11 protein-coding genes are annotated in these 13,039 nt (G+C 49.7%); all 11 read right to left on the bottom strand.

All coding sequences use genetic code 11. The annotated features are described in order from the left end of the window. Positions 1-3,081: GBS Bsp-like repeat-containing protein (locus tag NI21_RS0113965; RefSeq protein WP_052084146.1), on the bottom strand; the 3,081-nt coding region annotated here is incomplete at its 3' end. A 34-nt stretch (positions 3,082-3,115) separates the two neighbouring features. Beyond that, a complete protein-coding gene (locus tag NI21_RS0113960; RefSeq protein WP_033126824.1) occupies positions 3,116-3,499 on the bottom strand; it encodes a GtrA family protein in 384 nt (127 codons plus the stop codon). Continuing rightward, positions 3,499-4,425 (bottom strand): sugar phosphate nucleotidyltransferase, encoded by a 927-nt coding sequence (locus NI21_RS0113955; protein ID WP_033126823.1) that lies wholly within the window; start codon positions 4,423-4,425, stop codon positions 3,499-3,501. Before NI21_RS0113955 ends, NI21_RS0113960 begins: the two co-directional genes overlap by 1 nt. Before the next feature lie 383 nt (positions 4,426-4,808). Further along, positions 4,809-5,072 carry an HPr family phosphocarrier protein gene (locus NI21_RS0113950; protein ID WP_033126822.1) on the bottom strand — a complete coding sequence of 88 codons (264 nt, stop codon included), beginning with the start codon at positions 5,070-5,072 and terminating at the stop codon, positions 4,809-4,811. A 6-nt stretch (positions 5,073-5,078) separates the two neighbouring features. Continuing rightward, the gene (locus NI21_RS0113945) at positions 5,079-6,398 is read right to left on the bottom strand and encodes a YbbR-like domain-containing protein (RefSeq protein WP_033126821.1); all 1,320 of its coding nucleotides are present in this window, start codon (positions 6,396-6,398) and stop codon (positions 5,079-5,081) included. Continuing rightward, entirely contained in the window at positions 6,376-7,260 is an 885-nt protein-coding gene (gene cdaA / locus NI21_RS0113940) for a diadenylate cyclase CdaA (RefSeq protein WP_033126820.1), read from the bottom strand. The genes NI21_RS0113945 and cdaA overlap by 23 nt, the downstream gene beginning before the upstream one ends. 17 nt (positions 7,261-7,277) lie before the next feature. Beyond that, positions 7,278-8,435: a hypothetical protein gene (locus NI21_RS0113935; RefSeq protein ID WP_033126819.1), complete on the bottom strand. Its 1,158-nt coding sequence runs from the start codon at positions 8,433-8,435 to the stop codon at positions 7,278-7,280. A 2-nt stretch (positions 8,436-8,437) separates the two neighbouring features. Then, entirely contained in the window at positions 8,438-8,833 is a 396-nt protein-coding gene (locus NI21_RS0113930; RefSeq protein ID WP_033126818.1) for a hypothetical protein, read from the bottom strand. 58 nt (positions 8,834-8,891) lie between these two features. After that, complete coding sequence (locus tag NI21_RS0113925; protein WP_033126817.1) at positions 8,892-9,659, bottom strand: ComF family protein; 768 nt, start codon at positions 9,657-9,659, stop codon at positions 8,892-8,894. Continuing rightward, positions 9,660-11,885, bottom strand: coding sequence for an ATP-dependent RecD-like DNA helicase (locus NI21_RS0113920; RefSeq protein WP_033126816.1), 2,226 nt, complete (start codon positions 11,883-11,885; stop codon positions 9,660-9,662). It lies immediately after the preceding gene. A gap of 64 nt (positions 11,886-11,949) precedes the next feature. Beyond that, the gene (locus tag NI21_RS0113915; RefSeq protein ID WP_033126815.1) at positions 11,950-12,939 is read right to left on the bottom strand and encodes a rod shape-determining protein; all 990 of its coding nucleotides are present in this window, start codon (positions 12,937-12,939) and stop codon (positions 11,950-11,952) included. Between the last annotated feature and the right edge of the window lie 100 nt (positions 12,940-13,039).

Here is a 13,039-nt window from a genome sequence, read left to right as displayed (position 1 = left end):
CTCCCAGTTCCCATCTGCATTCTTGTGCCCTGTATACCATACCAGATCGTCCTGGCCGCCTTGTTCACTCCAGGTTGCAAACATAACATTCCTCAGTACGCCAAGTAATCCTACATTAGTGGCCTGTACTTTGTATGTCATTTCTTCCCCTGTTGCATCCTCTGCGATGATTTCCATATCAGGCAATGACACATTTTGTGTCCCCGCTACCACGCCCTGTGTCAAACCATTTTTGGTCGTGACATAGACATATACCTGGTATGTACCTATCGCAAAATTATGATTTGCTATACTGATCTTTGCTTTATAACTTCCATCATTCTGCTTTTCCGCATCATACCACCTGATATCGCTCTGATCAGAAGCACACCATACCGGCACCTGCACCCTATCTACTCCAGATGGAGATACAATATCACTGACTACTACTTCAAAGGTTCCCTTTTCGTCATCATAGTTCTCTATGCTGGTCGCCATGCTTGGTGTAGATACTTCAAAAAATGTAGAACCAAGACCCTTCATGACTCCATTGGCCAATGTATAATATACATCCACTTCATAGGTTCCGGCCGTTTTGTGATTCTGGATATCTATCGTTGTCTCCCAGTTCCCATCTGCATTCTTGTGCCCTGTATACCATACCAGATCGTCCTGGCCACCTTTCTCACTCCAGGTTGCAAAAGAAACCCCCTGCACATTTCCAAGAAGCCCTATGTTTGACACTGTCAGAAGATACTGCATTTCTTTCTCATCAATATTTTCCGCTATAATTTGAGTGTCCGGAAGACCAACTTCCTGTATGCCTAAATTTTTACTAACACAAATACCGTTGCCCGCTGTTAGATATGCATGTATTTTATATGTCCCTATAGAATAATTATGATTTGCTATGCTTACTTTTGTTTTATAACTTCCGTCTTCCTGCTTATCTGCACTATACCATACCAAGTCACTCTGGTCATCTGCACACCATACCGGTATCTGTATATTGTCAACCCCAGACAAAGAGCTGATTGAATTGATTACAACTTCAAACGTTCCTTCCTCCTCAATATAATTCTGGATTACGCCATCAAAAGACGGTTTTGAAACTTCCATCGAAGTGCTTGCAATTCCAAGCTGCAATCCACTATCCAACGTTGCATATACATGTACATTATATGTTCCGCTTGCTTTAAACTCTTTAATATTAATGACCGCCTGCCAATTTCCGGAGGAAATCTGCGTTGCGTTCAACCACTTCAAATCACTCTGATCAGCTTTCGTCCATACTGGTACTTGTACAGTAGTAACCTCCGAAGGCATGTCTGCAAATTGAATATTAACTACGTATTCCGTTTCATTTTCATCAGGGTTTATTACAATTGTACTACTTGTATCCTTCGAAACATAGAACGTCTCTTTTATCAAGGATTGCCCAGACGAATTAAACGCTTCTACATAAAATGTCCCACGGACTCCATTATAATCGGCAACATTAAAGTTTATGGTCTGCTTACCTGATGCCAAAGTATATTCTTTAGAGGCACCCGTCTCCTCATTCCAGATTCTGACACTTCCATTGCTTCCCAAACCAGACACGTCAATCTTTGCAGTTCCATCAAAGTCATTTTTATTTTCTATATCAATATTTGGTCCCTTGGTAAGTCCATACGCATTAGCTATCCCCGTAGCATCCGCAATACCCAGCTGACGCAGGAAGCTCTCCTGCGCAAGCTTTGCCGCATCACTCGGGTTAGAAATGAAAGCATGCTCCACAATAATCCCCGGGAATCCACAATACTTACTATAGCGGATTATCCCATACCAATCTTCTTTTGAACCATCTGGATAAGTATCGTATGTCGCAGTTCTTATCTGAATGCCTCTATTACCTAGTCCAAGAGCCACCAGCTGATTTTGAATCTGCTGCGCTAAATTCTGACCTTCCGCATGGATAGAACCATTGTAATTTGCGTTAGGATACCAAACCTCCGCTCCATTTGCGGCAGATGCTGTTGAAGAGTTAATATGTATACTTACAAGAACGTCTGCTCCTAAGTCTCTCGCTTTATAAACTCTCTCGTCAATGTCAAGATATGTGTCATCTGTTCTTGTCATATGAACCGTAACACCATTATATTGTTCCAGTTCAGCTTTACAATACTGTGCAATCTTTAAAGTCAGATTTTTCTCAACAAGCCCATTGGCCGATGCTCCACCGTCATATCCTCCATGTCCCGGATCCAATACAACAACAAGATTATCCGATTTGCTTGCAACTGCCGCGCGGCTGGCTCTGCTTTCTGTTGCAGTGCTAACCTGCTCCTCTGTCGCCTCAATTGCTTTCTCGATATCTGTCGTGGCCGCTTCAACTTCGCCTGTCTCCACATCAACAACTGACATTTCCAGTTCCTGATCTGTGACTTCCTCAGAGCTTTCTTCGAATGCCTCGCCATAGCCCGGATATTTTTCATCAACTCCAAACATAGACTCTATGCCTATGTCTGCAAAATGTATTGTCTGCTCTGTCCCATCCTGGGTATAGATAAAGTCTATCAACTCATAAACACCAGATGCTGTTTCATCAAAGCTGTAAGTGAAAAGGAATAATTCACCTTCCTTTTTAAAAAGCGACATCTCCAGAGTATTTCCATCGTCTTTTTGGGCAACAAGTCTGGCGTCACTTACATCCTCACTTCCATCGCCGTATGAAATGACAATATTCTGATCAGCCGGCGTTTCCAGATATGGATAGTCTACTCCCACATAATTGATCAGTCCCTGGGAAGCTGGAACAATATCATCCTCCGCGTCCTCTTCACTCAGTGCAAAAGAAGCATGCTCAGAATCCTCTTTTGTCGTCACCGTCTTTTCTTCTTCAGGAGCATTTTTCGTTTCATCACTAATTTCTACATTGCCATCACTTGAAACATTTTCATCTATTTCAGAATTCTGCCCCGCTTCTACTTCTACATTTGTGTCATTCTGTAAAGTTTCTCCTCCTGCACCCTCCGCTGCAAAAGCATTACCACTGAACAGTACACTGATAAGCATTGCTATAGAAAGCAGATAGGCAATTCTTCTTTTCCCTTTCTTCACTTTCTTTTCCTCCACTTCAATAACACGCGATTATTTACTTCTTCTCCAATATCAACTTCCGGGTAATAAAATTATATACCATCACAACTGCTGTAGCGCCAATCTTAGAAATCATATAGAAAATCCCCAATACATCGACACAGAACCACATCAACACCTGATTGATTCCAAGTCCTATTACACTCAGTATGATAAAAATTACAAACTCCTTAATCTTATTTCCCTCTTTTGTATCAAAAACAAAGGTAAGACTCAGTATATAATTCACGATCACAGAAACGGTAAAAGATATGCCGGAAGAAATAAGGTAGTTGATATTGACAATCTCTGTCAAGAATACCATGATACCGTAATCTATAAAAAAGCACAAAAATCCTACCAATCCAAATTTGATAATCTGTTCAAATAGCTTTTTCATTATTTACCACTCTTTTTCTGATAATGGCCCTGCGCAATCAGTTCCTTAATAGAATTTACTACGCTATCCTTATCCTCTTTGTATGTTACTCCGAACCACTTATCTTTAGATTGAAGTACTTTTACTGTGACTTTTTCGTTTTCAAGAAGATTCCCTATGATTGTGGGCAGCAAATATTCTGCTTTCAAGTCGCCGCTTTCGGCATCTTCCAAAAACTCTGAAAAGCCTTCCTCAAGGACATCAAAAAATTCAGGTATAAGCCCCCACATATTCATGGAGACTTCAGACTCTAAATCAATATCCTTCTCCACACCCTCCGTTACAACAGCAGCACCATCTTTTTTCTTTACGATATTGTGGGTTTCAACAATACTTGTAAGCATGCGGTCTTCATCCACATTACATATTCCCCTTGTAACTCCGCCATTTTCGCTCAATGTGTTCTTCAATTTGAATCCCACCATGCATACCGGCAGTTTTTCTGTTGCTTTGTTTTTGCCTGTTTCTACAAGATAGGAATAGGCTTCTCGATATGCTTCTTTTCCATAATAGTCATCTGCATTGATGACAAGAAAAGGCTCTTTCACCAAATCCTTACAGCACAAAATAGCCTGTCCGGTTCCCCAGGGCTTTTTACGCTCTTTAAACTTCATTTTATACTCTTCTGGTATATCATCGATTTCCTGGAATGCATATGCAACTTCTACTTGTTTCTCTATCCGATTCCCAATTACTTCTCTAAAATCTTTTTCAAGATCTTTGCGAATCACAAATACTACTTTATCAAAACCTGCTTCCAGAGCATCATAAATGGAATAGTCCATAATAATCTCTCCGTTCGGGCCTACTGGCTCCAGTTGTTTAATTCCACCGCCAAAGCGGCTTCCTATCCCCGCCGCCATAATAACCAATGTTGCTTTTCCCATTGCTATTATTCTCCTTTTTCTTTAGCTTGTTGTATTATAACTCAAGAGTCCTACTTTTTCAAGGCATGACATCCCTGGCTTACTATATCTACAATTTATAAAGTTACGTATTTGTCAAATCATTTGCTTTCTTCGCCGTAACCTCACCTTTCTGCTACAATAGCGACTTGGACACATCTATTGCAGCAAAAAGGTAAAGTTTTTGTATAACTCTCCATCTCCCCCCTGCATAGCGGGGTGGATTTTAGTCTCAAACAAATGCACGTTACACATTTATTTTCAACAGGCTAAAGCCTAATACATAGAAACAGACATGCAAAAGAATTTTCCAGTTCTTTGCATGTCTGTCCTGTCCTCATCTCTACCTTCTGGAAAAAATATCCTTACTCTCCCAGCCCGTCCTCAATCGCCTTCACCATGGCCGCCAGGGCCTCCTCCTCGTCAGAGCCCTCGCAGATGAGCTCGATCTCATCGCCTTTCTTGATGCAGGCGCCCAGGACACTGAGCACGCTCTTGGCGTTGGCTGTGGTGGTGTCATGCTGAAAGGTGACCTTGCAGTCAAACTGTACTGCCGTGTTGCAGAAGATGCCCGCCGGGCGAAGATGCAGCCCCGTCGGATTGTTGATGACCACCTTTTTACTTACCATAATACTTTAACCTCCTGATGATTCATTATCTGTATCTTCTTCGGCACTATTACTGTTGTTATCTGCCGCTGTCGTCCTCTGTTCCAGTGTGACCTTAACTGTCACGGATGTCTCCACCGAGCAGTCGGAGGCGTCCGATGGCAGTGTGATGGTCACAGGCACCTCGTACTCGCCCGCCTTTGTGCAGCTCTTCAGGTCAATGCTCACCGACAGGTCGCCAAGCTCCAGGCTGTCCAGCTGGGCCTGCGGGCCGCCAATGTGAACCTCCAGATCATCTCCGCTTCCATAGCCCGAGATGGTCAGGTCATCATCCAGATTATTGACAGTGATGGAGCCCACCGGGATGTCAAAGCTCTTCGTGCCCTCCTTTGCCACCCGGGCGGTCACAAGGATATTGTTGCCATTCTCATCCACCAGCCTTGTTCCCTCCGGAAGATAGGGAGTAATATCCACGGTCTTCTCTGTTCTCTGGGAGATGGAGGTGATGTCGATGGCGTCCGCAGGTATGCGGATCTCCTTCAGGGCCTCAAGCACATCCTCCTCTCCAGCCAGCTGGATCTCCTCCGGCGTCCAGCTGACCTCGGAGATGATGTAGCCGTCCGCCGCCGTGACACCCGAAGTGTCTACCGTCACCGGAATGCGGGCTGTGTGGTAGAGAGTCACGTTGACCTTTACGCCCGTGGTTCCCAGGTTGTTGGCCAGCTGCTCCGCGCTGATCTCATTGTTGTCCGCATCGTAATAGGTCAGCGTGGCGTCAATGGAGGAATCGGACGAAAGGCCGGACACATTCACCTCCGCCACCACCTTGCTGATCTGATCAATAACGGACTCCGGTCCGTTGACTGTGACTCGCTCCGGGTCTGCCTGCACAGTGCCCAGCACATAGCCATCCCGCACAGTGCCCGTCGTGGTCACTGTAATAGGAAATGTATCGCTCTTATTCTGCTCGATCTTCACCTGCACATTTCTCGGGCTTGCGGTAGCAGACTCGAACTCATAGCCCGGAATCGTAATCTCTATGGGAATCTGAGATTCCAGATACAGCTCCCGCATGTCTGCGGTGGCCACAATGTTCTCCGCACTGATCTTCTCCAAAACAGACCTCGTGGCGGAGACGCTCACGCTGACGGTGTCTGTACCGTCCAGCACCTGATAGGATCTCTGATCCTGGGTCACCACCTCCGAGTGTTCAATGGTGACAGGGATATTCTCAAAGGTTTTGGAGCCCACAGGATCATCTATGTTCACCACAAGCAGCCACAGCATAAAAGCAAAGATAAACGCAAGGAGCTTCAGGCCAATATTATTTGTCAGACTTTTTTTCATGGATCAGCCTTCCTTTCCATTTTGCTAATATGCCGTGTGATTCGCTCCGCTTGTTCTGGATGTCCTCCAGATATTCCCTGAGCTTTTCCCTGGATATATTCCGGTCCAGCACTCCTCCCTGCGCTACGGATACATATCCTGTCTCCTCGGACACCACAATGACAAGGGCGTCGCTGACCTCGCTGAGGCCCACCGCAGCTCTGTGCCTCGTGCCCAACTCCTTGCTCAGTCCCATATTGTCAGACAGAGGGAGATAGCAGGTGGCGGAGACGATCCGGTCGTTCCGGATGATGATAGCACCGTCATGGAGGGGTGTGTTGTGTTCAAATATATTGATAAGCACCTGGCTGGACACGATACAGTCCAGCTGGATGCCTGTGCTTTCGTACTCAGTCAGCTTGATGGCCTGCTCCACAACGATGAGGGCACCGGTCTTTGCCTTCCCCATAATATAGGAAGCATCGATAATGCCATCGATGGTCTCCTCGCTGAAGCGACCCTTATCCCTTGAGCTGTCAAAGGGCATCACGGCGCTGATATATTTTCTCTCTCCCAACTTCTCCAGAGCGCGCCGCAGCTCCGGCTGGAAGACCACGATCAGAGCCGTGGCAAGAACCGTCAGAGAGTTTCTGGCGATCCACAGTATGGTGTGCATCTGGAAAAGAAACGCCACAAAAATGAACACACCAAGGACAAGGATGCCCTTGAGCAGCATCCAGGCCTTCGTGTTCTTGATCCATATCATGATCTGGTATACCAGAAATGCGATGATCAGTATCTCGACGATATCTGTCAGATGCATTTCCGGAAAATAGGCATTTCGTATATATCTCTCAAAGAATTGCGTAATTCTCGCTTCCATGCGTTCACTTCCCGTCTTTAATCATTCCGCTCCTCTTCGTCCAAATGGAGCTCCTTCTGGAGGCTTCTTGTGAGAAGGAGCTGATCCATATTGCCGGTGATCTGGCTCTCCTTTTTACGGGGAGAGCGGGGCTTGCCGGCAGCTTTTCTCTTCCCGGGCTTCTTCTCCCCCTCTTTTCTGGCCTCTCCGTCCTCCGCGCTCTTTCTGCGGATCTCGTCGGTATTGATGATCTCCGTCTCCTGGTTCTCTGTCCGCCTGTTGATGCGCTTCACTGTCTTCTCCGGAGCAGCCACAACGATCTTCGGCACTGCCTTCACGTAGTAATAATATTCATCATCCTCATACTGGACACTCTCTGTCCGTGAATAGTCCACAGCAAAGAACAGAAGCTCCAGGATCAGCCCTACGATCACAGCAGCCACATTCCCCAGGATCAGCTCCGGATAGGAAATCTTCACATCCAGCGCCGCGCTGCCCGCTGCCATGATGACGATGCTGACAACAGCCCCCGCCGCGGACGCACTCTTCCAGGCGTGGCTGATAGCCATCCTGCGCACCTGGTACACCAGGAACAGGACGATGACAAAGGCGATGATCGTGATGATCATCTCTTTATTCTGGAACACCTGCTGCAGGTAGGTCATGAGCTGGCTGATCATGGCCGTTGCCCCGCCGCTCTCCAGAGCGGACGCGGATGTCTTCACATAATCGATCATATAGTACACAATGGTTCCGCAGATGATAGCCACCACACTGGAGGGAGCGCCCACCAGCCCGAAGGCCACGGGAATCACGTAGGGGATGTGGAACAGGAAGGCCAGCGGCGTCAGAAGGATGACCAGCGCTGTCTTAGGGCTGAACCGCACGTAGAACACAAACATGATCACAAACACCGCCGCCGTCACAGCCATAATGCCCAGGGACACTGCCGCCATCTGCACAAGGATCAGGACTGCCGCCGCCAGCACGGTGACGATCATCGGGAGAAAGGCACAGATGACCGCCAGTCCCAGCGTGATCAGGGGATTAGACAGAAGGCTCATGAAGCCGAGATCGTGATTGATCATATAGAACGCGGCCAGGGCCAGGATAAACTGGACTCCCTTGTCTATGAATTTTGAATACTTTGCGTACACCTGCTGGAGCTGGCCTTTTATGACATATAAATTATCCATCGTTATTTATTCTCCTTTTCGTACATTTTCATCAACTGTAGTAAGCCGTGGTTATATCTCTTCATCCTCATTCTCGCATCTCTGTGTTTTCTGTTGGCGATCCTGCTGGTGATGATAAATGTAATGATCAGGAGGGCCAGATAACCAAGGATGATCACCGCCACCAGCATGAAGATCAGAGCCAGCGTCAGCTTCTCCATCCAGCCGTTCATGCCCCAGGCAAGGATCAGGAGCATGGCGCACACATACCCGACCGTGGTCCAGATAAATGTGGCGATCATCTTCATACTCACGTAATCTTTTTTATAATAAGCGCTGATCTTCATGTCCTCCCTGCCCTCATTCTGCTCATAGAGGGCCAGTCTGGTCATCAGCCTGACTTTTCGTTTATCTAACATAAAGCACCTCGAAGTGTATAGTTTCTGGTTTTAATCATTATTTTCAGTATAACAAATATCAGTACCCTTGTCCAATACTTATAGTTAAAAAGTAAACTTTTTCAGCCCCCGCCTTTTTCAGCGTCCGGGCGGCGCTGTCCAGGGTACTCCCGGTGGTATATATGTCATCTACAAGGAGCACTCTCCGGCCCGCCAGAGTCCCCCCTGTCCAGGAAAAGATCCCCCGCACATTTTCCCGCCTGGCGGCGGGGTCCAGGCTCTTCTGCGGAATTGTGTCCCGCCTCCTCACCAGGTGGACGCTGTCCAGGGGGATCCGCAGCCTCCCGGAAAGCCTCTCTGCCAGGATTTCCGCCTGGTTAAAGCCCCGCATCCGCCTCTTCCTTCTTCCCAGGGGAATGGGGATGATGAGGGAAATGTGTTTTTTTCTCACATAGCCTCCATAGGCCCGGGCCATCTCGGAGGCATAGAACCCGGCGTAAATGCGGCGGTTGTGGAATTTAAACTGATAGACGGACCAGGCCGCCCCTCCCCGGTGGAGCCACAGCGCCCGTCCCTCATCAAAGTAGTGGCGGGTGCGGCTGCAGTCGTGGCAGTACTCCGCCTGCTCGCTGCTGATGGGCTTCCCGCACTTTTTGCAGATGGGCTCCCTTATAGGGCGGACGGCCTCCCTGCAGTCCGGGCACACCCGCTCCTTCGTCACCCTGCCGCACAGGGGACAGGTGTTGGGGTACAGAAGGCGCAGCAGGGCCTCCGCTGCCCTTTTCGCCGATTTTCCAGTGTCCTGTCTTATCTGCGTCTTTCTGCTGATTTTCAGCTTTCTTTTCATTTATATGCTGTCTTGGCAAAACTCCCGTATTCTCTCATCCAGACTTGTGTTCCTGTCCTGCTGGCTGTCGTTCTCTATCATACTCTGAAAGACAGTCTCGCTCCCCACAATGGTCACGCATTTTCTCGCCCTCGTCACTGCCGTGTACAGCAGGTTCCTGTTGTACAGCTGCCTGGGGCCGGGGAGAAGAGGGATGACCGCCGCAGGGTACTCGCTTCCCTGGGATTTATGTATGGTGATGGCGTAGGCCAGCTCCAGCTCGTCCAGCAGCTGGAAGGGATAGGTGACAACTCTGTGCTCATCGTACTCCACAGACAGAGTCTCCTCGTAGGTGTTTATGGCCTTCACGATCCCCATGTCTCCGTTGAAGATGCCCACTCCCTTGTCGACAGTCATGCCATATTTTGTGGAAATCTCCCATTCGAGCTGGTAATTGTTCCGGATCTGCATGACCTTGTCCCCCACCCGGAATTTCTTTTCCCCGTACTCCTTCTCCGCCTTGGACGGATCCGGAGGATTCAGGTACTCCTGCAGGATCCGGTTCAGCCGCTCCACACCCAGCAGTCCCTTTCGCATGGGGGTGAGCACCTGGATGTCGTAGGTGGTGGCCCCCACGTATTTGGGGAGCTTTTTCTGGATCAGAGTGAGGGTTACGCTGATGATGGTGTTGGCGTCCTGGCGCTTGAGGAAAAAGAAATCCCGGCTCTTGTTGTCCAGCACTACCGGCTCTCCCCGGTTGATCCTGTGGGCATTTACCACGATATCGCTCTCCCCCGCCTGCCGGAAGATGCGGGTCAGCTCCACCACAGCAAAGGCCCGCGAGGCGATCATGTCCTTCAGCACGCTGCCCGGCCCGACGGATGGGAGCTGGTTCACGTCCCCCACCAGGATCAGCCTGGTACCCGGGCAAATGGCGCAAAGGAGAGCGTGCATGAGGGGCAGATCCACCATGGACATCTCGTCAATGATGATGACGTCCGCCTCCAGAGGATTTTCCATATTTCTCTGGAAGCCGGTGCCGGCCCCCTCTTCCTCCGGATTCCCGTTCACCTCCAGCAGCCGGTGGATGGTCTGAGCCTCCCAGCCGGTGGCCTCTGTCATCCTCTTGGCCGCCCGCCCTGTGGGAGCCGCCAGCCGGATGTCCAGCTGCTCGCTGTCAAAATACCGGATCATGGCGTTGATGGTGGTGGTCTTTCCTGTTCCCGGTCCTCCGGTGAGGATCATAACGCCTCTTCCCACTGCCTCCTCCACCGCCTGGCGCTGCCTCTCGTCCAGGGGCATGTCCATGTGCTTCTGAGTGGCAGCCAGCCTTCTTCGCACATCGTCTCTGTCCACCTTTGCGGCAATGTTCAGGTCGTGGAGCATTTTCGCCGTATTCAGCTCCATGTAATAGTAGTTGGACGCGTAGACCCTTTTTCCGTCCTCTCCCTCCTTGAGGACCACCTTTCTCTCCATGGCAAGGTCCATGAGATATTTTTCAATGTGCCGTATCTCCACTCCCAGCAGATTCCCTGTCCTTCGAAGAAGCGACTCCTCCAGAAGATAAATATGCCCCTCTCCCACACTCTGGATGAGGGTGTAGAAAATGCCGCTCCGTACCCGGTAGTCGGAGTCGGCTTGAATGCCGATCCTCCGGGCAATCTCGTCCGCTGTCTTAAATCCCACTCCGCTGATGTCATCCGCCATCTGGTAGGGATTTTCCTCCATAACCTGGTACATCCTGTTCCCGTAGTAGTCGTAGATCTTTGCAGCCAGGGTAGTGCTGATGCCATATTTCTGCAGGTAAATCATAGCCCGCCGCACATCCTTCTTCTCCTCGATCTGCTCCGCGATCTCCCGGGCCTTCCGTTCGCTGATCCCCTTGATCTCCGCCAGCCTCTCCGGCTCCTCCTCGATGATGCGGAAGGTGTCCTCCTTAAACCGGCGGACAATGCGCCCTGCCAGGGCTGCTCCCAGGCCCTTGATAGCTCCCGAGCCCAGATATCGCTCTATGGAGACAAGATCCTCCGGCTCGCATACTTCCGATGTCTGGACCTGGAGCTGCACGCCGTAGAGGGAGTGGGTCACGTACTCCCCTGTCAGCTTTAGCAGCTCTCCCTCGCTGATATAGTGAAAGGTTCCTACACAGGTCAGCTCCCCGTCCTCATTATTCAGATTAAACACTGTGTAGCCGTTGTCTTCATTGCGAAATACAATGTGCTCCACATAGCCTTTTACTTCTTCCATGTAAGATCTATCCTCTTTGCAATGTAAAATTGCCGCCGGAAATCATTCCGACGGCAGACTGTCTCTAAATTTCTTTCCGGCTGCTCATGAACTCCACAAACTGTCCCGTTCCGATGGCAACCACCTTCATAGGATCCTCGGCTGTCATTGTGTTGATACCTGTCCGCTCCTCAATGAGCTCCTCCAGGCCACGCAACATGGCGCCGCCGCCGGTGAGCACGATTCCACGATCCAGGATATCCGCGGAAAGCTCCGGAGGTGTCCTCTCCAGAACGCCGATCACAGCCTCCACGATCTGGCTGGTGGTCTCCCTGAGCGCCTCCTCCGTCTCGGAGGATGTGACTGTGACTGTCTTCGGAAGTCCGGTCACAAGGTTGCGCCCCCGCACCTCCATGGACTCCTCCTCCACAAGGGGGTAGGTGGTGCCGATCTTGATCTTGATGTCCTCCGCTGTCCTCTCTCCGATAAGCAGATTGTGCTTCTTTCTCATATAGCGGACAATGGCCTCGTCAAAGTCATCTCCCGCGATCTTGATGGACGTGTTAACCACTGTCCCTCCAAGGGAGATCACCGCTATATCCGATGTACCGCCGCCGATATCCACGATCATATTCCCGCAGGGCTTGGAGATGTCAATGCCTGCTCCGATAGCCGCCGCCACAGGCTCCTCGATGAGCAGCACCTCCCTGGCGCCGGCCGCGTAGGTGGCCTCCTCCACGGCCTTCCTCTCCACCTCCGTCACACCGCTTGGAACGCAGATGCTGATCCTCGGCTTCTTGAAGGTGCGCCGGCCCATGGCCTTCTGCACGAAATATTTGATCATCTTCTCTGTCACTGTATAGTCAGAAATGACACCCTGGCGCAGAGGGCGCACGGCCACAATATTCCCAGGGGTCCTTCCCAGCATGAGCCTCGCCTCCTCGCCGATGGCCTTGATGGCGTTGGTGTCCCGGTCAAAGGCCACCACAGAGGGCTCCTTTAAAATGACGCCCTTCCCTTTGATGTACACAAGGACGCTTGCTGTACCCAAATCAATTCCGATATCTACTGACATGCGCAATGTCTCCTTTCACATGAGCTGTTTATGTCATTTATATAATTTGTCATCTTTCGTCAGATTTACCGTATTTTCGCGGATTACACATGCTCCTGCA

It is taken from the genome of Eubacterium sp. ER2 (assembly GCF_000765215.1).
GTDB lineage: Bacteria > Bacillota > Clostridia > Lachnospirales > Lachnospiraceae > Claveliimonas > Claveliimonas intestinigallinarum.
This window is presented reverse-complemented; position numbering and strand designations above follow the sequence as displayed.